This window comes from Prolixibacter denitrificans, from assembly GCF_003014495.1.
GTDB lineage: Bacteria > Bacteroidota > Bacteroidia > Bacteroidales > Prolixibacteraceae > Prolixibacter > Prolixibacter denitrificans.
Genome location: NZ_PYGC01000005.1, coordinates 180,222 through 202,690, shown reverse-complemented (window position 1 = coordinate 202,690; position 22,469 = coordinate 180,222). Strand labels below are relative to the sequence as shown.

At 41.8% G+C, this 22,469-nt stretch carries 18 protein-coding genes; 14 read left to right on the top strand and 4 right to left on the bottom strand.

Annotated elements, in window-relative coordinates; translation table 11 throughout:
- Positions 1-328: 328 nt before the first annotated feature.
- The 11 genes from CLV93_RS11625 (at position 329) to CLV93_RS11570 (ending at position 11,953) form a co-directional block, all read left to right on the top strand.
- Positions 329-889, top strand: coding sequence for a TetR/AcrR family transcriptional regulator (locus tag CLV93_RS11625; protein WP_106542371.1), 561 nt, complete (start codon positions 329-331; stop codon positions 887-889).
- A 38-nt stretch (positions 890-927) separates the two neighbouring features.
- A complete protein-coding gene (locus CLV93_RS11620; protein WP_106542370.1) occupies positions 928-1,383 on the top strand; it encodes a DUF2141 domain-containing protein in 456 nt (151 codons plus the stop codon).
- A 292-nt stretch (positions 1,384-1,675) separates the two neighbouring features.
- On the top strand, positions 1,676-2,296 hold the full coding sequence (locus CLV93_RS11615) for a hypothetical protein (RefSeq protein ID WP_106542369.1): 621 nt from the start codon (positions 1,676-1,678) through the stop codon (positions 2,294-2,296).
- A 207-nt stretch (positions 2,297-2,503) separates the two neighbouring features.
- A complete protein-coding gene (locus CLV93_RS11610) occupies positions 2,504-3,115 on the top strand; it encodes a TetR/AcrR family transcriptional regulator (protein WP_106542368.1) in 612 nt (203 codons plus the stop codon).
- 495 nt (positions 3,116-3,610) lie between these two features.
- Complete coding sequence (locus CLV93_RS11600; RefSeq protein ID WP_170108927.1) at positions 3,611-4,876, top strand: TolC family protein; 1,266 nt, start codon at positions 3,611-3,613, stop codon at positions 4,874-4,876.
- Between the two features lie 7 nt (positions 4,877-4,883).
- Positions 4,884-5,789 carry an HlyD family secretion protein gene (locus CLV93_RS11595; RefSeq protein WP_211297815.1) on the top strand — a complete coding sequence of 302 codons (906 nt, stop codon included), beginning with the start codon at positions 4,884-4,886 and terminating at the stop codon, positions 5,787-5,789.
- A gap of 163 nt (positions 5,790-5,952) precedes the next feature.
- On the top strand, positions 5,953-6,867 hold the full coding sequence (locus CLV93_RS11590) for an ABC transporter ATP-binding protein (RefSeq protein WP_106542364.1): 915 nt from the start codon (positions 5,953-5,955) through the stop codon (positions 6,865-6,867).
- A 1-nt stretch (position 6,868) separates the two neighbouring features.
- Complete coding sequence (locus CLV93_RS11585; protein ID WP_106542363.1) at positions 6,869-7,606, top strand: ABC transporter ATP-binding protein; 738 nt, start codon at positions 6,869-6,871, stop codon at positions 7,604-7,606.
- Between the two features lie 34 nt (positions 7,607-7,640).
- On the top strand, positions 7,641-8,747 hold the full coding sequence (locus tag CLV93_RS11580; protein WP_106542362.1) for an ABC transporter permease: 1,107 nt from the start codon (positions 7,641-7,643) through the stop codon (positions 8,745-8,747).
- A gap of 129 nt (positions 8,748-8,876) precedes the next feature.
- On the top strand, positions 8,877-9,995 hold the full coding sequence (locus CLV93_RS11575) for an ABC transporter permease (RefSeq protein WP_106542361.1): 1,119 nt from the start codon (positions 8,877-8,879) through the stop codon (positions 9,993-9,995).
- A gap of 890 nt (positions 9,996-10,885) precedes the next feature.
- Complete coding sequence (locus CLV93_RS11570) at positions 10,886-11,953, top strand: PEP-utilizing enzyme (RefSeq protein WP_106542360.1); 1,068 nt, start codon at positions 10,886-10,888, stop codon at positions 11,951-11,953.
- A gap of 1,219 nt (positions 11,954-13,172) precedes the next feature.
- Here the strand turns inward: CLV93_RS11570 and CLV93_RS11565 are convergent.
- The 4 genes from CLV93_RS11565 to CLV93_RS11550 are packed head-to-tail and all read right to left on the bottom strand — an operon-like array spanning position 13,173 to position 14,779.
- A complete protein-coding gene (locus CLV93_RS11565) occupies positions 13,173-13,385 on the bottom strand; it encodes a hypothetical protein (protein ID WP_211297814.1) in 213 nt (70 codons plus the stop codon).
- Complete coding sequence (locus CLV93_RS11560) at positions 13,382-13,612, bottom strand: hypothetical protein (RefSeq protein WP_106542358.1); 231 nt, start codon at positions 13,610-13,612, stop codon at positions 13,382-13,384. Before CLV93_RS11560 ends, CLV93_RS11565 begins: the two co-directional genes overlap by 4 nt.
- Positions 13,599-14,024, bottom strand: a complete 426-nt coding sequence (locus tag CLV93_RS11555; RefSeq protein ID WP_106542357.1) for a DUF5675 family protein — start codon at positions 14,022-14,024, stop codon at positions 13,599-13,601. The genes CLV93_RS11560 and CLV93_RS11555 overlap by 14 nt, the downstream gene beginning before the upstream one ends.
- The gene (locus CLV93_RS11550) at positions 14,024-14,779 is read right to left on the bottom strand and encodes a hypothetical protein (protein WP_106542356.1); all 756 of its coding nucleotides are present in this window, start codon (positions 14,777-14,779) and stop codon (positions 14,024-14,026) included. The genes CLV93_RS11555 and CLV93_RS11550 overlap by 1 nt, the downstream gene beginning before the upstream one ends.
- Positions 14,780-14,979: 200 nt before the next feature.
- Here CLV93_RS11550 and CLV93_RS11545 point away from each other — a divergent pair, with 200 nt between their 5' ends.
- The 3 genes from CLV93_RS11545 (at position 14,980) to CLV93_RS11535 (ending at position 22,452) form a co-directional block, all read left to right on the top strand.
- Positions 14,980-15,177: a hypothetical protein gene (locus tag CLV93_RS11545; RefSeq protein ID WP_106542355.1), complete on the top strand. Its 198-nt coding sequence runs from the start codon at positions 14,980-14,982 to the stop codon at positions 15,175-15,177.
- 1,476 nt (positions 15,178-16,653) lie between these two features.
- Positions 16,654-20,376 (top strand): hybrid sensor histidine kinase/response regulator transcription factor, encoded by a 3,723-nt coding sequence (locus CLV93_RS11540; RefSeq protein WP_211297813.1) that lies wholly within the window; start codon positions 16,654-16,656, stop codon positions 20,374-20,376.
- Between the two features lie 336 nt (positions 20,377-20,712).
- Positions 20,713-22,452, top strand: a complete 1,740-nt coding sequence (locus CLV93_RS11535) for a glycoside hydrolase family 43 protein (protein WP_106542353.1) — start codon at positions 20,713-20,715, stop codon at positions 22,450-22,452.
- Positions 22,453-22,469: the final 17 nt, after the last annotated feature.

Genomic DNA, 22,469 nt, shown 5'->3' with positions numbered 1-22,469 from the left:
TCCGAAAATACAATTTGGCAAATAATATTAGATCCATCAATGATTAAAATTTAAACAGCATCCTCGAATATTTCTCACATATCAAACATAAATCATGCAATGCCCTTCATTCATTCATTTAAGTTTTTTACTAAAAACTACCTTGAAATGTATTATTTCATGAATTAACTCTTTTTGGATTTAATTCACTTTTTAGTTAGTTAACATTCACTAACTTTGTTTATGGAGAACAGAAGCTTAAACGTAATGAACATAAATTGAACTTTTTTAGCGAAACTGGAGAGAGCGTATAAACAATGTTGAATTGTTAAATAAAGTACTACGTGTTATGGAAATCAACAATGACCATATTATTGATTCCGCGGGAAGAATCATTTATGAATCCGGAATATATTCGCTGTCGGTCGATAATTTAGCTCGAAAATTGAATGTGGAGAAAGAGTCCCTCTCATCAGTATTCAAGAATGATGATGATATTCTTCTGTCATTATTCCTGAGACTGGAATCTGATGTGGACCAATTAATCATTCAAAGTAAATTTCAGCATGATGCGCCGGACGCTGAACTTAAATATTTATTTAAGGAATTGAATAAATTATTCAGCGAGAAACCTTTCTACTTAACGATAATTTTTTCTGATGAATTGTTAAAAAGAAACTTGAGTGCACTAAATGTATTATTTCGCATTAAGAGGTCAGCTAAAGATTATTTGCAAGAAATTATCAAAAAGGGAAAAAAGAGAAACATATTCAAGTCAAAACTTAAGAACCGTTCCTTAGTAAATATAATTTTGGGTGGCTTTCGTTTGCAAATGAACGAACAAAGACTTATGAATAAAATGACCAGGGAATCTATGCGAATAGATGACGAGAAAGAAGACAAAATATAAGGTGAAAATCCAACTAAGCAATAAAATACATTGACGAGATGATACGAATGATTAGCGCTTATTTTATTCTGACTCTCTTTTTAACTAGTTTATTAGAGTCTTTTGTGCCAGTGGTAGCAGACAGCTCACTGAAAGTAGAAGTCAGTAATTTACGGAATGATAAGGGTGATGTAATTTTCTTACTGTATAAGGAGGGAGCTTCATTTCCGGATAAAGAGTTAAGAAATAGTTTCAAAAAAGAAACAGGTGTTATTAAGAATGATAGTGCCATTGCTTTTTTCAGCAATATTCCTCCAGGGGTTTATGCAGTAACTGTCGTTCATGATGAAAACGACGATCAGATTTTAAATAGAGGTCTTCTGTTGCCTAAAGAAGGAATCGGTTTCTCAAATTACCAATCAATAGGTTTAACGAATAGACCGCAATTCAGTAAAGCTTCTTTCCGAATAAGTAAAGATACCTGTATTCATGTAAAAATGATATATATGAAGTGACTTGGAACTAAAGTTGAATAGAATATACTCCGAGAGCAATATTTCTTGTAGTTATTTTTAAGCACGATAATAAGTAAGAAAAATATTTAGAAGGAATTCAATATCCAAAAACGATTTCTAAGACTTTACCTGTTTTGGTTATTGAACAAACTATTTGTGAATTTAGTCGCCTGGAATTTATTCTTCTGTATATTTATTTTTTGACTTTTTTAGCAGCGCCAGATATTCTGATCAGCTACGGTGTACACACAAATATTTTCTATTTTCATAAATAGAGAAATTAACATAGTAGATGAAAAAAGGGACTGGTAACCAGCCACTTTCAGCACCCTACGGATTTCAGCAAGACCGAAGGCTCGAGAAAAACGAATTACAGGAAGCTTTAACCCGGCTAAGGGTTTCATGTATAAAAAAGCTTTCAGGTGTTCGGAGACAGCAAGTTAGTTTTTATCGATTTCTTGACAACGCCAAAGTGAAGGATGAAGATTTAATAGCCAGTTTTAGAGAGCGTACGACGGAAAAAGTAAAAGGAGGACATGTTCTGGCATTACAGGATACCACTGAGTTCAATTTCCTCTGGAATAAGAACCGCAAAAAGCCTGGCAGTGGTTTGGGAGTATTCACCAACACGCACAGTCTCGGATTTATGGTGCATCCAACCCTGGCTATAAATGCAGACACTTCCGAAGTATATGGTTTTTCTCATATACGTGTATGGTACCATGAAGGGGATACGGGAACCAAATATGAGCGGGATTATAAGAGGTTACCAGTCGATAAGAAAGAGTCGAACAAGTGGCTGGAGTGGATGACGGAGATGTATGTACACCGTAGCGAATTATTTACACCTCGCATAGCTTACACAAATAAAGAGATTCAACGATTTGTCAACCTTTTCCCCGGACACCTGTGATAAAAAATGCACGAATTCTAATTACCTACAGTTGTTTTATTTCCTTTCAATCACCTTAACCGAAAAAAGTAATCCGGTAAAAATATGATTTTCAGGAGCTAGACTGCATGGTTTGACTATTTGGTTGAAATTTATGGCCAAAAAGTTTGAAGGGTCATATAAATGATCTACTTTTGACCATGTAGTTAAATCGAAAAGTTAAATGTCATGACAAGTGAAACAACAGAAAAAAAGATACTGGATGCAGCCCGGAATGTTTTCGTTAGAAAGGGTATGGACGGAGCCAGAATGCAGGAAATAGCCGATGAGGCAGGAATTAATAAGTCATTGCTTCATTACTATTTTCGTTCGAAACAGAAATTATTTGAAGCCATCTTTCAAGAGGCATTTGGTCTTTTAATTCCAGAGTTGATGAAGATATTTAAGGAAGAAGGCCCTTTGCTGGATAAGATTGATCGGATTGTCGACCGGTATATTACCGTGATTGGTGGCAATCCTTTTTTGCCTCAGTTCTTAATTGGCGAAATCAATCGCGATCCGGACAAATTTGTGAAGATAATCAGAGAAAGTGGAATCGATCCAAGATGGCTACAGAAGACGATTGACAAAGAGGTGGAAGCCGGAAATATCAATCCGATTAAAGCCGCTGATTTGTTTCCCAATATGATTGGAATGGTTATCATGCCGTTTGCCGGACGCCCACTGTTTCAGACGATTTTTTTCAATGGTGACAGCAAGCAATATGATGTATATCTGGAAGAAAGACGGAAAACACTCACCTCTTTTATTAAGCAGGCTTTAACCAAGAACCCAAAATAAGTAGTTGTCATAATCTGTCGCCCTCATTACTCCGCTTAAGCGAGCATAAACGATACAGGAAAAAATCAAAAACATGTTTAAATGAGAGACGCAAAACAAAATTCCAGTTCGAAAAAAGGGAATCATCTGGTTTGTACCTTGTTCGGCCACGATTTTGATCCTATCAGAGCTTGTTCCAACGAAGATGAATATTGTCATCGGTGTGGGAAAACGTGCGATGAGCATGACCGCTGGTTTGAATGGCGGTGGTGGTTGAAGTGGAAATTGTTACTACTGAGGCGGTGGGTGTGGAAGATGAATAGTCCGAGAGACAAATATACTTTTTGATTTGCCTATGGCAAAAAAGGAATCGGCCATTTCCTTTCATGCCGCGAGCAGGCAATCCATACCGGGAATAACGAATCCTGATTGAAAGATTGGAGTGCAGGGAAGAATCTGAAAAGGTTCGGAGCTAATATAGTTGTGTATTGACAATAAATGGACAAACATTATCATATGAAACGATTATTAATCTTACTCATTTTACCGGTTCAGATGGCTTTTGGCCAGACCGGGCAGGTTACCCTTGAAGAGTGCTACAAGCAGGCTCGTGAGAATTATCCGAAGCTGAGTGATTTGGATAGGGAGCAGCAGATGAATGATCTAAAGGTAAAAAACCTGAATGCAAACTGGTTACCGACGGTGAATTTGAATGGTCAGGCTACTTATCAAAGTGATGTGACCAGCGTACCGGTATCCATTCCGGGAGTCAACATTTCTGCTCCCTCGAAGGACCAATACAAGGTATATATTGACTTGCATCAGAATATCTACGATGGAGGGTTAACCAAAGCACAGAAAGAAGTCGATGCGGCTAATACCGCAACCGATAAGCAGAAGCTGGAAGTGGAGATGTACTCGTTAAACGACCGTGTAAACCAACTTTACTTCGGCATCATCCTGATGCAGAAAAGCCACAAGGTATTGGAGTTGAAAAAGGAAAATATTGCTGAGCGGTTGCGGGTGCTCGAATCGGGACTGAAGAATGGTGTGGTTCAGGCCCGGAATGTGGAAACATTGCGAGCTGAGAAAATTCTTACCGGTCAGCAAATCGAAGAGGTGGATGCGAACCGCATGGCTGCCATCAAATCCTTAGCTGTATTAACTGGATTGACTGTTGATAAAAATACGCAGTTTCAGGCACCGACCATTGTGCAGGAAGACAAAGACTGGCAGCGCCCCGAACTGAAGCTCTACAACCAGATGGAAAATACCATCGATAAAAACGCCGACCTGATTGCGAAGACGCGGAATCCGAAAGTATTTGGATTTGGCCAGGTAGGTTACGGTAAGCCAGGATTAAACATGCTTCAATCGGAATTCAATTCTTACTACTACGTTGGTGTGGGAGTTAAGTGGAATATCTTCGACTGGAAACAGAGTAGCCGGAGACGTGAGGTGCTGGAAATTCAGAAACAAATGGTCAACTCATCCAGGGAGACCTTCAAACAAAACGTCAATATGGCTCTGGTACAATCGTCTGAAAATATTCAGAAGCTGGAATCGCTTATCAGCACCGATGAAAAATTGGTCAGTATCCGCGATAAGGTAGCTGCTCAGTCAGCTTCGCAGCTGGAAAATGGGGTGATTACTTCAGCTGACTATGTGACTGACTTGAATGCTGAGATTCAGGCACGAATCAATCTTGAATCAAGGAAAGTTCAATATTTACAGGCAATTGCCAATTACAATACACTAACAGGAAATCTCTCAAATAACTAATAACGTCATGAAACGCATAATGAAACGAAAATATCTTTTTGCCTTCGCAGCCGGCATCCTCCTGATGGGATGTAACCGGACCGATAAACTCTCGGATGCTTACGGAAATTTTGAAGTAGATGATGTGATTGTCTCATCCGAAGTGAGTGGAAAATTGCTTCAGTTCGATTTGAGCGAAGGCGATCAGCTGAAAGTCGGTGAACAGGTTGGACTGGTGGATACCACTCAACTTTACCTGAAAAAGGAGCAACTCGAAGCACAGAAAGCTTCCATTCGGTCGAAAATGGCCAGCGTACAAACACAAATTGCGGTGGTAAAACAGCAGCGTGCGAACGCTGAAGTTGATAAGCACCGCGTGACTAAAATGCTGGCCGATAGTGCCGCTACACAGAAGCAAATGGATGATATCAACGGACAGATTGATGTATTCGACAAACAGATTGCCAACATTCGAACACAGGAAGTTTCCCTGAAAAAGGAAATTGATGTTGTGAATGCACAGGTAGCGCAAATCGAAGATCAGTTAGGTAAATGCCATATCACTGCACCGATTTCCGGAACGGTGTTGGAAAAATACAAAGAGATGGGTGAGTTGGTCGCACCTGGACAATCGCTCTTCAAAATTGCTGATTTATCGTACCTCAACCTTAAGATTTACATCAGTGGGGCACAGTTGGCGCATGTAAAGCTGGGACAAAAAGTAACGGTACTTATTGATAACTCAAAGACAACTGATACCAAGTTGACCGGTACCATTATATGGATTTCATCGGAAGCCGAGTTTACACCGAAAATCATTCAAACCAAAGAAGAACGGGTGAAACTGGTTTACGCTGTGAAAGTAAAAGTGCCGAACGACGGCAGTCTGAAAATTGGTATGCCCGGAGAAGTACGGTTTAATCAGAGTAACTGATTACAAAAGGTATTGCCGGAAGAATCCACGAGCCTGCAGGCCTTTATTATTTTCTCAAGATAACCATTGGAATGGGGAAGCTGGTTGTCACCAACTTCCCCCAAAAAAGGCAACAGCTACACAGAGGGTGTCCGGAAGCTACAAATTATTAAAGACTGAAAGGATGATGATATCAGCCGAAAATATCGAAAAGAGCTACGGCGAAGTAAAGGCGTTGCGGGGCGTTTCACTCGAGGTGAAAGAAGGAGAGCTGTTCGGCCTGATTGGCCCGGACGGTGCAGGGAAAACCTCGCTGATACGAATCTTGGTCACATTGCTAAAACCCGATAAGGGAAGTGCGACGGTGAATCAACTCGATGTGGTGGATGATTTCAGAAAACTGAGAAAACAAATTGGCTACATGCCGGGGCGTTTTTCACTATATCCCGATCTATCTGTCGAGGAAAACATGACATTCTTTGCGACAGTTTTTGGGACCACCATCGAGGAAAACTACCACCTGGTGAAAGATATCTACCAGCAAATCGAACCTTTCAAGGAGAGGCTGGCAGGAAGATTATCTGGCGGTATGAAGCAGAAACTGGCGCTTTCCTGTGCATTAATTCATGCGCCGAAAGTGCTGGTGCTCGACGAACCGACTACCGGAGTGGATGCAGTTTCCCGGAAGGAATTCTGGGAAATGCTGAAACGATTGCAGAAAATGGGCATTACCATTTTGGTTTCAACACCTTACATGGACGAAGCAAATCTTTGCGACCGGGTAGCCCTGATTCAGGACGGAAATATTCTGACCATCAATACACCGGAAAGAGTGACGCAGAATCATGAAAGCATACTTTGGGCAGTGCGCTCTGACAACATGTATCTATGTATTCGTGATTTAAGAAAACATCCCGGTGTAAAAACAGTTTTTGGATTTGGTGAATTCCTCCATATTACGCTCAGAGATAATACAATTTCTCCCACTGCATTGGAGAAATATCTTAAAGAGCGCTGCCACACAAACATTGCTATTAACCCAATTGAGCCAGGTATCGAGGATGTGTTTATGGACCTGATGCAAAAACATGATAACTGATATGGAAAACGAAAATACAGTCATCCGGGTACGTGATCTGGTCAAGAAATTCGGGCAGTTCGTAGCAGATGATCACTTGAGTTTCGATGTCTACAAAGGTGAGATATTTGGATTTCTTGGCGCGAATGGTGCCGGAAAGACAACTGCGATCAGGATGTTGTGCGGGCTTCTGGAGCCTACGTCAGGTGAGCTGACCGTTGCTGGCCTGGATGGTTTCAAACAGCGTGAAGCCATTAAACGCAGGATTGGCTACATGTCGCAAAAGTTTTCGTTGTACGAGGATTTGACGGTTAACGAAAACATCCGTTTGTTTGCCGGGATTTACGGTATTCCTACCCATATCCGGAAGGAGAAAACGGAAGAGTTGCTGGAAAAGCTCGAACTCGGTTCCGCAAGAAAAAAGCTGGTACGTGATTTACCGCTGGGCTGGAAGCAAAAGCTCGCTTTTTCACTGGCTATCATCCACGATCCGTCCATCGTTTTCCTCGACGAACCTTCGGGTGGTGTTGACCCCGTGACCCGCCGCCGTTTCTGGGATTTGATTTACGAGGCTGCACACGAAGGAATCACCGTATTTGTGACAACCCATTACATGGATGAGGCAGAATACTGCCACCGGGTGGCCATCATGTCGGCCGGTAAAATAGTTGCTCTCGACACCCCGAAGGCGCTGAAGAAGGAATGGGATGCCACCAGCATGGACGGTGTATTCCTGAAGCTGGCCCGCTCGAATGAATAAATTTTGATTCACACAAGGTAAGACTATAAAAGATATGAAACAATTACGCGGTTTTATACGAAAAGAGTTTCATCATATTTTTCGCGATTCGCGTACAATGCTAATTTTATTTGGCATTCCAATTATACAGCTCCTGTTGTTCGGTTACGTAATTACTACCGAAATCAAGGATGCGCGAATTGCTATTCTGGATAAATCACACGATGAGGTGACTCGCGAAATCACGCATAAATTGCTATCGTCAGGATATTTCAGGCTCGATGCTATGCTGGACAATGAGGGTCAGATTGACAATATCTTCCGGCAGGGGAACATCAAGGAAGTGGTAGTATTTGAGCAAAATTTCGGGAAAAAGCTCGAACGCGACGGCAAGGCGGATGTACAGGTTATAACCGATGCATCGGATCCAAATACCGCACAGTTGCTTTCCAATTATACCAATGCCATTGTGCAGGATTATTTGCAGAAGAAATTCGTTAACTACAAAATACCACTGGAGATAAAGCCGCAGGTGCGCATGTTGTTCAACGAAAGTTTAATGGGAGCGTTTACATACGTTCCCGGAACGATGGCATTGATTCTAATTCTAATTTCGGCCATGATGACCTCAATAACCATTGTGCGCGAAAAAGAGATGGGAACCATGGAGATATTACTGGTTTCACCATTGAAATCACACCATATCATCATTGGTAAAGTAGCACCATACCTGATATTATCCATATTAAATGCATTAATTATTATCGGTATGGGGTACCTTATTTTCGGAGTTCCAGTGAGGGGGAGTTTTATTCTGCTGATGTTTGTGGTAATTGTATATATTCTGTTAGCTCTTTCCCTTGGAATCTTAATATCTACCATATCGGATAGTCAGGTAAAGGCAATGTTTGTTTCTGTAATGATACTAATGTTACCTACAATATTATTATCGGGTTTTATTTATCCTATTGATAATATGCCTGTCGCTTTACAAGTATTCTCGAATATCATGCCGGCCCGCTGGTTTATCGAGGCTGTAAAGGCGGTGATGTTGAAAGGTGTTGGTACAGGTTACATATGGAAGCAAATACTCATCATGACCGGTATGACGATTTTATTCCTTGGCATTAGTGTGAAGAAGTTCAAACTGCGTTTGGAGTAGAAAACTGAATTTAAACAGAAAGTAAGATGAAACGAACATGAAATTTAATATGCAAGCCAACACAAAGGGTATCAATAAATTTCATTGTGAGTTCCATATCTTACAATTGAAAGTTATAATACAAAACGTATGAAAATATTACGATATCTTCTTCAAAAGGAGTTCATCCAGATCCTACGGAATAAATCGATGTGGCCAATCATCTTTTTAATGCCAATTATTCAGATGGTTATATTGGTGAATGCGGCTACGTTGGAGTTGAAAAAATCGGATGTGTACGTGGTTGATCAGGATATGAGTGACGCTTCGCGCCAGCTGGTGGACAAACTAAAAGGAAACCCGTTTTTCCAGATTACGTCAATCACAGATAACGATCATCTTGCCGACCAACAGTTGTTAAATGGAAAGGCTGGAGTTGTTCTTGATATTCCTGAAAATTTTGAGAAGCACTTAAAACGTAACAATCAAGCATCATTGCAACTGCGTGTGGATGCTATTAATGGATTAGCCGCAGAATTGACATGGTCGTACATGAATTCGGTAATTGTCGACTATAATAATCAAATAAGGGCTTCATGGATGGGAGTTTCCAAATTTGACCCGCCGCAGAAAATCGAGGTTTCACAGCGATACTGGTATAATCCGAGTCTGATCTATTCATTTTTTATGGCACCAGGAGTATTGGTTATTCTGGTAACTCTTGTTGGAATGTTTCTAGCGGCAGTCAATTTGGTTCGTGAGAAGGAAATCGGGACCATGGAGCAGCTCAACGTTACACCGATTAAGAAATACCAGTTCATTGCAGCCAAAATGATTCCTTTCCTGGCAATTGCACTGCTGGATCTCTCATTTGGTTTGCTGATTGCCAAGATGGTATTTAACATGCCATTTGAGGGAAGTTTACTGGTGCTCTATGGATTTACCACTGTATTTCTATTGGGAGTACTGGGGTTGGGATTGCTTATTTCGGTAGTTTCAGAAACCCAGCAACAGGTATTTTTTGTGAGTTACTTTTTCCTGCTCGTTTTTATTCTGATGAGCGGCCTGTTCACCCCGGTGGAAAGTATGCCGACATGGGCTCAGTGGCTTGATCACCTGAATCCGATGTATTACATGATGAAAGTTATCCGTAATGTGGTGTTGAAAGGTTCCGGATTCTTTGACCTGAAATACGAGTTCCTTTCCATGCTGGGGTATGGTGTGGCGATGTTCTCCCTGGCAGTAATGCGTTACCGGAAAACCGCATAAAAATAGAATACCTTCATATGTTTCGAACGCCTTCCGGTGGACGAGTTGCTTCGGTAATTTGTTCCCGGAAGGTTTTTTGTACTATTTTAGGTGTTGACAACCGATATTAACGTGTTAACAGGCCCGACCCAAATTTTCCAACTTTCCTCTCTCCATATCTCTCATTAACATGTCCCCACCTTCTCCCCCTCACCATCTCTCTTATTCAAAATTTCCAAATGCCTGCAGGCCGTTGCCTCCCAACAAATAATCCCTACACAGCAACAACCTTCGGCATCCCGCAAAGCCGGTCCGGCCTGTTCGGTCTTGTCGCCTCATCGTTGTCATTCCCTCACAGTCCGCACCCGCTTTTTTCCCATGCCCTATTGCACAGTAAGCATAGGAAGATGCCGAATAAAGGATGTTAAAGAATAGAAATTCAACACTTTGATTAAAGGAGGATATGTCAAAACTTTATTATAGATAGACATATAAGATGTTTTCATTTGAAAAGGTAAAGCGGCTTGGTCAGGGGACCAGGTCGCTTTTTTGTGTATTTGTTCTCTCACTCTAATCAACCAGGAAGGTTTATAACAAAATATTTTTTGTCCAAAAACAGGCTGTGCGGGAAAATAAAACTCAAATCCAGAAGTTTTTATTACATTGAACAGCTGCAAGTATTAAAAATATGCAAAATACCAGACCTCAATGAGACTCTCATTAAGTAAAACAGCAGAGAATTATACTCGGGTAGGCAGATTTTCTCTGGTAAATGCAAATGGCTTCTTAAACTATAATTTGAAATTTAAAACATAGACTAACAAACTGTAGCAAATCAAAGTATATATCCGATATATAACACATATGCAATTTACTCGTACGTTAGCAAAAACGTAAACTAATAAACTGCAATGGACAAAACACTATATGATTTTCACAATAGTTTTGACAAAATTACATTGAATTCGGTTGAAAGAATTTTAAAGATTCCTTCCTTGAAAAGGTCAAGAGAATATTTCCACATTGACTTCCTCGGAGATATTGGGATTATAAATTTGTTGAGACTGGAGTATCTAAATTCTGCTAATTTCGCACAGACCTTTGATTTGTTTCAAAGTACTCGTTTAGAGCCTAAAAGTCATAGATATGAAAGCTTATTTGCACTATTGGTGATTGCAGCTGCTGGCACTGTTATCGGAGGAGTCATTCTTGACATTTATCAAACAGAGAAAGAAAAGATATATAAGTTAATCAGCAAAGAAGTAATAGATAGAGTACTAAAATTTAAAGATAAAAAGAAACTGAATAAATTTTGCAATATAGAACCAACTGAAATTTTTGCAGATTTAGTCAGGTTAAAAAGCTGTTTTGTATCAAGATTAATGCTCGATAGTGGAGAAATAAACGAAACTGAATATTTTCAATTGGTGGACTACTTTATCACTGGTTCAGAACTGAAAAGTTTGGAGGTTCTGAAAAAGCACGGCAAATTTCTAAATGATTATAACCAATCTAAGGAACGTATTGATGAAAATTTAATTTTATTAGGTGTAAAATCATATGCAAAAGGAACAGTAATTAAGTTTCTTGAACAAGAGGATGTGAAAATTCCATACGATGAAAATGTGAAAACAGCCAATATCTTGAGAGGGATGCCAGCTTCACCTGGATTTGCAAGAGGGAAATCTCATATTTATGATAAAAAAAGCAGATCAGATAAGTCTTATGAAGAACAGAACATAATTTGTATTGACAGTAAAGATTATTCTCCTGATTTGATTGATTTATTAACTATGTATGATGGCGTTGTTACGTGGAATTGCGGATTGACAGGACATATACCACTAGTTTGCAGAGGAATGGGCAAAGGATGTGTTATTATAAGTGAATTGGAATTAAAGAAACTAAAGGATAATGACGATATGATGTTGAGTGGAAATCAGGGTATTATATTTACGGGGTTATATGTAAAGGAATAACTTTGGCTGATGTAGTGCATATTGCATAGAAGAGGTTGGTGATGAGCCATTCGCAGAATATCGTAACGCCGTTCATTCCTCGCGGACACGAATGCTCTTCGAAATCCATTCCGTAACATAAACTAACCGTTGTGCCAATAGCCATCCCACTTTCGCACACCGGGTATTATTTGGGTCACACTTTTTGTGTGGCCACCTCCAGCGCCTTACAGCACTTTGCCTTTCGGTAATTAGCGGTTTCAGTGCGTTTTGCTGAAGGCCAGATCATCTGTCGATTACGTAGTCTCAGGAGCGAAGTCAAAAAGCTGTAGGCATCCCGGGTGTCCCAGCAAAAAGACCGCTGCCCCCGTAGCGCCCCTGGCAGCGTTGCGCCCAAAATAACACCCTCCCCACACCAACTGAATTTACATAACATGCAGTTAATAGGAACAACCCCCACATCCCAACCGTGGGCCTGATTGTCCTATAACCTAATTATGTAAATCAGTAAGCCCCAATCACACCACCATTCCATAGCATCGTCATCCGTCCGCGTAAATCCGTGAAAACAATCCGTGCCAATCTGTGTCCATCAATTCAAAATCTATCATTCAACATTCATCATTTCCAATATGCCTGCAGGCCGTTGCCTCACCTGGCTGAAAAAGCCCGGTAGTCAACAACCTTCGGCACCCCGCAAAGCCGGTCCGGCCTGTTCGGTCATGACGCCTCCACGTTGTCATTCGGTCACAGCCCGCACCCGCTTTCTTTCCTTGCGCACACTCACTCCGTTCAACGCCAGACTGCATAGGAACCCCACTCCATGCTAATCCGTGAAACAAATCCGCGAATGTCCCTGCCATCCAATTCGTGTAATTCGTGCGCGCCAGCCTTGTGCGTTAGGTAATTCGTGTAATTAGTATTTGAAAGAAAAAAGCCACCCAATTTAGGCGGGTGGCGACATAAGCACACTTATTCACCAGGCAAGGTCAGGCCCTTCGGGTTTTGGAAAAAATCTCCATCCTCCTTCGTCGAATTGTATTTTTGCCAAAAACCTTGCCTTAGCCGGCCCGCCTGTTGGCTGGCTTTCTTTTTTCTTTTTCGGTTTCTGTTTTCTTTGGAAAAATAATTACCGTGGTTGTCTAAGGTCTATAATCTATTGTCTTAAAACTTAATTCTTAACACTTAAAACTTTGGATCAAAAAAGACCTCCCTTCCGGAAGGCCTTTCCACACAAACCTCACACACCGTCACCCCCAGGCGACTTCTTTCTCCACTTGCCCCTGACCAGCCTGCTCAGTGTCAGAGAAACAACAAAACTCACTACCGCGCCAACAGCAGCTAAAAGCGCCGTTTCCAGCAAATCCTGCCCCGTCAGGTTCACCAGGGTACTCAGCAGCGTACCGCCCAACGTACCGGCGCGGGTCCCACCATCAACAGCCGTCATGCTCACGGCACTTCATCGCTTCCGGACTCTTCATCCTCCACAGCCACCTGGCTGACAGCGCCGGCGACGGTACCGGCTACTGTCAGGTATCCGGCCAGTGTCGTAATGGCTGCGGGCAAAGCAACCGGAGCAGCCAGTAACGTTCCCCCGACAGCCGCCAGGGCGAGTCCGATAGTTCGTAATACCCGGAAAAATTTCGGGGTGCGTGCTTTAGCTCTTTTAATTAAATTCATGTCCAACCATTTTGGAATTTCGTGTAATATGAAGAAGGACCTCTTCATCTCTTCGAATAGCCGGCAATACATGATTCAGTAATCGCTGATTTGCCGGCCTTGATTGAGTCCCGTAGCCGGGCCCCAATAGTTTGGTCACCGGGGCAATGCATCCCAACAACTCGCGCAGGGCATCATTGGCCGGGTGAAACAGAATCCAGGTGCGCCCGGGAACTTTTACAACCTGTAGATGCCAACCCCGTTTTTCCGTGTAACGTGCCTTCAGGTGATAACACCCTTCCGGGATACAGGAAATCCTTTTTTGATTGGCTTTCCAGGGCAGTTCAATGGTGTGGCAGATTACCTTCCCCCGGCAATAAACCACACCATTCGTTCCACTGGGGAAATAACTCCGGTAGAGCTCCAGGTCCACTACGGCAGATCAACTGCGACAATGGCCATGGCATTCAAGGCACCACTCTTCAGCGGATAAGCCTCACCATTGACCATCTGGAAGAACTCGATGGAGAAGGCCAGGAAAATCGGCGACGGACTCGCAGCGTCAATCTGCACCTCCAGAGATTGAGCTTCGTGTTCCACACTGTCAATTTCCACAAAATCGCTCACAGCCATTTTGGTAGAAAAGGCTTCCCCCTCAAAGTCAACCGCTGCCCCCAAAGCGCCAAAGCGGAGATGGGTGGCATCCTGCACCATTGCCAAATCGGTTGTGGGTACCAGTGCCGGCAGCGACACCTCCAACGCGCCGGTTGCCCGGTCGACGGCCGTGGCGAAAGGAACATAAATGGTTCCTGCCAGCTGAGCGCCTGCGTTGAATTCAAACCCTTTCAGCAAAGCCGGGTTGCCGTCGCTCACGATACGCTCACCGCGGGCGTTGGTCTCATCGGCCTGGATAACCTTCAGCATCTGCGTGGTCAACCGGTTCGAAACCCGGTTATCGGCGGTATGCATCATCAGCTGCCGCAACGCGTTCCGGAGCAGCTTACTCGCTTTCCCGGCCCGGCCGAACTCCGACCCGTTTTCACGCGTCCTCACAAACGCCGGGTCATTCTTGATGCGGTCAGCATCGACGCCGCCCTTCGTGCGGGCATAATACTCTCCACCGCTCTTGTAGAAGGAAAGATCACCAATCGCTCCCTCCAGTTTAATCAACCCCTTTTGTCTTGCCATAACGCATAGATTTTGGTTACTTCCAACAAGTTATCGTAACCAATGCGCCATGGCAAAAACTGCCTTCCGCCAAAGGTCAAAATGGGTCATTTGTCCCTAAATGTCTGTCAGGATGGAAGATTATTATTAAATTTCTTATGAATATTCCGGAAGATACTCCGGAATTTAGGTAAGGATAGAGTATAGATAAAGTACAAATTATGCTGTTGCACCGAACTTGTATTTACCCCAAAGATGTGCAGCGGATAACCGGTAAAAGTGAGCGGTCAGGAAGAAGGCTGCTGACCAAAATCCGTCAGGAGCTGGGAAAAGCTTCCCATCAGTTTATCTCCGTTGAGGAGTTCGCTGAATACACTGGTTTGCCGGTTTCCACCATCCGCCAGTACCTTGTCGATTAGCCCTAACCGACAATCGCAACAGACCTTCGTCACTTTCCCATAAAGTTTAAATCAATTTAATATCTATTAGTTGCAAACAAAATACAAGAATGCTAATTTAGTGGATAGTTGAGGCACATCAATCGCGTTCATTCTATTATAAAACAAATGAGAACCACACAGTGACCTCCACTGAAACCGTTCTGCTAATCCATTGATTTCATACGACATACAGCTTGTGGGTCGAATCCTGGTACCCCGACGAATCAAGATTCATTCTGAATCAAAAGCCTGTTAATCGTATGATTATCAGGCTTTCTTATTTTTTGTCATATCAATTCAAAGCAGAGAGTGATCGTTGGATCAATCTTTGTTTCTTGGATTGAAGATTGCTATTTCAAGCATAATGGAAATGATGCCCCAATGAAATCAGAGCAAATTGCCCCCCAGACATGGATATCAACAGTGGTTTCAGCATGTCCCCAGATTTTCTTGATGGTGAAGTTTTACTTTATTGGTTTGGATGACACCTCAATTTGTTATCTGTTTCGCAGTGGGCAGGCAATCGGGATTTCTCGCTCTTTCCGCTCTCTCGTCTCCGGCGACATCCTTTTTCCGAATTCATATCGTTACCAGTGTTAGAAGAGTAAAAAACATCGGTATCGGAATTCATCGCTTTACCCATCAATCCGACAGCTCCTCCCGAAATCAAATAAATATCCCCGGATACTTGTAAGGTATCGGGGTGAAGTGTGTTATGAGGGTTTTAGAACGTGAGGCATGTCCAGAAATTAAAATAATAAAGCCCAAATTAAAAATATTGCTGTCCTCCGATGATTAATATTGTTGGAATGTCAACTAATCCAAATCAATCTATGAAAAAGGTTTTCGATATTTTCATGTTCCAACTTTTAAACATTGACCTGGCAAGGTGCATTCTTCCAGACGAATTTGTCACCTTCACGATCCATGAAAACAATCTGTAAACGGATGATCTTCACAAGGCGATAGCATGCAGTAAGTTTCAAAGCGTTTTATAGCGGTTCAATGAATGTGATTGTGGCAAAATTGTGATGTCGCAACCATTTCATCGGGAAAAATAACCTTGTTCAAAGATATGGTATTTCTGTAGGGTTATTTTGAATCAATATACGGTTTGCTCTATGATTTGGATATAAGTAAGTTAGAGGTGGTTGTAAAGAGGGGATGTCCGAAAACATCTCGCAAAATCGTTAAAATAGAAGGAAATCACTTTTTTTGACAAACATTTTTCCCAGAAGAGTCTAACTGAATGAAATGATTTAGGGTTTTCCAATGAAATTAAAATTCAACATATCTGCTATTTTCCTTACAATTGTTTTGAACCTTACTTTTCTTTCAGGACAGGCGGTAAACCGAGTTCAATTTTACAACCTTAATGATGAATATGGGCTTTCTATCCGGGAAGCAAACCAGGTTTTAAGAGATGATAACGGTTTTATCTGGATTTCGTCGAAAATGGGAATTGTCAGATACACCCAGGACGACATCCGAACGTATCAGCTACCTTATGACACCGAGGATATCATTAACGTTCATTTGATCTATAAGAATGGTGATTTATACGTGTACACAAACAACGGGCAAATTCTGAGATACAACAGTATTCAGGATAAGTTCGAGATGATAATAAATATCTCCAAGATTTTACGAAATCCTTTTTTGATCGTTGAACGCGCGTTTGTCGATAATGACGGGCGGGTCTGGCTGGCTTCCTCGGTCGGATTGTTTTGCTATGACCGAAAAAGCGGATTGAAATCCGTGGTGCCGAACAATAATATTCAGGATATGGAGTGGTTTGATGACACTCACTTTTTTTATGTAATAAATAACCTGATAAAACTTTTCGATACCTCCAACTTTACGAGTCAGGCATATTATGAGTTTCCTGAAAAGATTGACTATTCTGTTTCCCGGCTATATTATGACAATAAATTAAAAAGTCTTTGGATCGGCACAATATCGAACGGTCTTTTTATACTGAAGAAGGAGAATGGTATATTTAAATTCACAGAGATACAGGATATCCCCAACCAGCCGGTTTTGGCTATTGAAGCCAATTCCGACTCAACAATGATGGTTGGTATCGACGGTCAGGGAATTTGGAAGATTAACAAAGCCACTCATCATATCATTAGTGTCTATAAAGAAAATTCCGACGATCCCCGCTCATTAAAAGGGAATGGCGTCTATGATATTTATTGCGATGCCAATAAACGTGTGTGGGTTTGTACATACAGCGGCGGCGTTTCCTATTTTGACCAGGCCAATCCATATGTGACGCAGGTAAAACACATTATCAATAATCCGAATTCGCTGGTAAACAATGATGTGAATAGCGTATGGGAAGATGAATACGGCAAAATATGGTTTGCAACCAATAATGGTTTGAGCAGTTGGGATGTCGCTGGCAACCGATGGAAAACATATTATCATAACAAGAAGGAGCAAGCTCAGGTCTTTTTGTCTGTTTACGGCGATAAACAGGGTAAAATATGGGCCGGAACCTATTCTTCCGGTGTATATGTTATCGATTGCAAGACAGGTAAGGAGTTGGAGCATTATTCGTCGGCTGATTTAGGTGATGACTTTAATTGCAATTTCGTTTTTGACATTTACGAGGATACCCAAAAAAAACTTTGGATTGGAGGCGTGCAATCCGACCTAATCTGTTACGAGCCAGGTAAGAATAAATTCCAATCCTATCCTATGTTCACTTATGTTATTCGCGAATATAAGCCGAACAAGTTGCTGTTGGGAACCACCTATGGATTAGTGCAGTTTAACCCGTTGACCGGTGATAATGAGAATTTAGTCGAGGGCTACGTGGTTCGCGATATTTATGTTAATAAAGAGACCGTTTGGCTATGTACGAGTGGTGATGGCTTGATACGGTACAATATGCGGTCAAAAAAAATAAAACATTTTACGATTGAATCGGGTCTGCCGTCGAATTTTGTAAACGGCATCATGAAGTCGGATGGTTATTTATGGCTGGGTACTGAAAAAGGGATGTGTCGTTTGAATCCTGAAAATAATAATATAGCAACCTTTAATTCAATACTCCCACTTTCGCATGCTTCCTTTAACACTGATTCACACAGCCGGTTAGCAAACGGGAAGATGGTGTGGGGAACGAACAGGGGGGCCGTCATATTTGATCCCAAAGCCGTGAAGATTATCAAACCACAGGGGCGCATTTTTTACCAGGATCTGACTATATCGGGACAGTCTATACGCGATTCGGCAACCTACCATCTAAAACGCCCATTGGATAGTCTGCAGGAAATCCGGTTAAAATACTATCAGAACACCGTTAGTTTGGAGCTGATTCCTATTGGGGTTAATTCACCCGGGTCGAAGTTCTCCTGGAAAGTTGAAGGGTTGGATAATGAGTGGAGTAAGCCCTCCAAAAACAGGATTCTGTCTTATTCGAATATTCAGAGTGGAACTTATTTTCTTCGTATTCGCATGTATGATAGTTCGTTATCGCATATCGTTGATGAACGCCAAATTGTGTTGCACATCATACCTCCGTTTTGGGATACATTCTGGTTTCGCCTCTCTTTGTTTTTGTTTATTACAGGATTAGGTATCTTTCTGTTTTACTATTATATCAATCAATTAAAGAAGAAGCATTCAGAAGAGAAGATTCGTTTTTTTGCAAATACAGCTCACGAATTGCGAACCTCACTGACATTGATCAAGGGGCCGGTTGAGGAGTTGCACAAGGAGACGAATTTATCGGATAAAGGTGCTAATTACCTCCATCTGGCGACCGAGCAGACCCAACGTCTGTTGAGTGTGGTCACTCAATTAATGGACTTTCAAAAGGTAGATGTCGGCAAAGAGAAAATAATGCTAACGATGGTTAACATTGTTAAAACGGTTGAAAACCGGGTAATGATGTTTAAATCATATGCTGAAAGCAAGCATCTGGAGATTGTTTTTTCATCGAATTGTTCTGAATTCGTTACGGCTGTTGACGAGTCCATTATAGAAAAAGTGATTGATAATTTGATTTCCAATGCGATAAAGTATTCGTATCCAAACAAACAAGTGCGTGTTGTCCTGGAATGTTCTTCAAGTAAATGGGAACTGGAGGTCATCGATCAGGGCATCGGAATCAGTAAAAAGGCACAACGACAATTGTTTAAAGAGTATTATCGTGATGACAATGCTGTTAACTCCAAAATTGTCGGTTCGGGGATCGGCTTACTGTTGGTGAGAAACTATATTGCCTTGCACGATGGAAAGGTAAGCTTTGAGAGCCAACTGAATGCTGGTTCGACATTCCGGATTTCTGTACCCTGTAAAAAGGTCGATGAGTCAGAACCTGCACAAAGTCAGGTGTCAAAGGTAAATGAATCTCCAATTCAATCGAAGAATGTAAATGCGTTGACAATCAAGGAAGATGATTCGTCGTCGCGGCCTGCCATGAAAGTTTTGGTTGTGGAGGATAACGATTATCTGCGTGAGTTTCTTAAATCAACCCTGGAATCTCAGTTTACCATTCTTCTTGCCGGAGATGGACAAAAGGCATGGGAATTTATCAAAAAGGAAAAACCTGATCTGGTGGTTTCCGATATCATGATGCCCCGGATGGATGGCTTTGAATTGTGTCGTAAAATTAAATCCACCTACGAAACTGCTCATACGCCTGTTATTCTGTTGACATCACTTGATGGAAAAGCCCAACAAATGAAGGGAATTGGACTGGGAGCTGATGATTATCTGACCAAACCCTTTGATGTTACGTTGCTTCAGCAGCGCATTAAATCCATTATAAAGAACCGGGCAGTCATTCGGGAAAAGGCATTGAAAATTATCAAACTGAATGAGGACGAAACGATTTTGGAGAACGAGTTGAATGATGGTTTCATGAAGCGCCTGGTGCAAGTCGTAAGGGAGAACATGGCCAATGCTGAGTTTTCAAAAGACGATTTTGCGTTGGCGATGAACGTGAGCCGTTCCTTGTTGTATAAAAAGGTTAAGTCGTTGACCAATCAATCACCCACTGATTTTATCAAATCCGTACGACTGGATCATGCATTGGATTTGTTAAAAACCAGGAAATATAGCATAACTGAGATTAGTGAGCTGTGTGGGTTTTCAAGCGTTAGCTATTTCAGTACCGTATTTCGAAAACACTATGGGAAATCTCCGACACAAATCGGCTGATCAAATGAAAAAGGGATTTTTTGAATCCCTTTTTTTATGCTCGTGAATATTTTTCAATTCCTGATACCAATCGTGGAACACTGTATTCATCCATCCCGCTATGATTTTATATTCTCTTAGGGTTCTGGTAAGGTGCAGATATATAGATTTTTACATAACGACTTCGTCTTTGTGTTCAAAATTGAAAATCAAATATCCAAAATCAAAAACCATCCTTTGTTGGTGAATTTATTTTTGAACGTGTTGAAATAGGGTTTTGTTTTGAATCACCATCTTTTTTTGGGCCGGTTTAAAGCAAACGAATAACTAACTACAGATCTAAACCAATTCTAACGAATGAATAAGAAAACTGCTCTCTCTGTTTTTCATGTGCTATACTTGCTGGCATTTCTTTCGATATCTGGTTCTTCATGTCAGACCCAATCAAAAGATGGTGTGCCAAAATTCGCAACGGATAGTCTTGTTGCTCATTTTGATTATTTTACATACAAAGGAGACGATGATTTTTACAAAGATAATCCGCTACCCGGAGATGATTACTATTACAACCCCATACTACCAGGCTGGTATTCAGATCCAAGTATTTGTACAAACGGCAATGATTACTTCCTGGTAACATCCAATTTCTCGTATTACCCGGGTGTCCCCATTTTTCACAGCACAGACATGCTGAACTGGAAGCAAATAGGCAGCATTTTGGACACTCCTTCCAAGCTGCCTTTGGATGGCCAACGCGTGAGTGAAGGTATTTTTGCTCCCGCCATCAGCTATAATCCAAACAACAAGACGTACTATATGATAACGACCAACATTCGTCGTGGAAACTTTTTTGTGAAAACAAAAGATCCTTTTGGCGAATGGTCTGAACCTGTTTGGTTGCCAGATATTCATGGAATTGACCCTTCTTTCTTTTTTGATGATAATGGGAAAGCGTATATCGTTAACAATGATGAGCCGGATGGTGGTTCGACTTACAGCGGTCATCGCGCCATAAGGATTCGTCAGTTTGATGTGGCGACGGATAAAACATTTGGCCCCAGCATCATGCTGGTAAATGGAGGCGTCAACCTCGCCGAGAAACCCATTTGGATTGAAGGGCCACATATGTACAAAATCAATGGTAAATATTATTTAATGTGTGCCGAAGGGGGGACATCCGTGAATCACTCCGAGGTGATTTTCAATGGTAATTCTCCGATGGGGAAATTTATCCCGTGGCCCGAAAACCCCATATTAACTCAACGCGATTTGGATCCCCGTCGACCATTGCCCATCACCTGTGCCGGCCACGCCGATTTGGTGCAAAAAGACAATGGCCAGTGGTGGTCGGTATTCCTTGCCTGTCGACCTATCAATGATAAGTTTGAAAATCTTGGACGCGAGACATTTATGATGCCTGTTCGCTGGAGTATTGATGGATTCCCTTATATAACCAAGGGAGACGAAGTTATTCCACGCATTATACGGATGGACGGTGTGAAACGGGATTCAACTACAACCTTTGGCAATTTTGAGAAGAATGATGATTTCAACTCGGAAAAGCTTGGCCAGGAGTGGATGACCTTACGCGGACCGGCTGAAGATCTCTACTCTTTAACTGCCAATCCCGGATTCCTTACATTGAAATGTGCCGACGTAACATCAAGTGAGCTTAAAACACCAGCTTTTGTTACACGCCGCTTGCAGCATCATCAGTTTGAAAGTACCACGAGCGTTTACTTCAAACCCTACTCGAAGTCTGAATCGGCTGGCCTATTGTTGTTTAAGGATGAGGGACATCAGTACTTTCTGGCCCTTGGACGACTAAAAGATAATAGCGAGACCATTAGTTTACGAAAAATTAAGCGCGGTGGAGAAGTTGAAATATTGGCGTCCCATCCGCTGAAACTGGGCGAGGGAGCAACCAAATTGAAGGTTGTTTCCGACGGGACGCACTTTAATTTCTACTATGCCCCGGCCGGTAGCTCATGGAAGCTCCTGGCCAGCAACATTGATGCATACTACCTATCCACCGCTAACGCTCATGGATTTACCGGAACAACCATCGGCCTGTATGCAACCAATAAATTCGATTAAACCGAATACTGTATGAA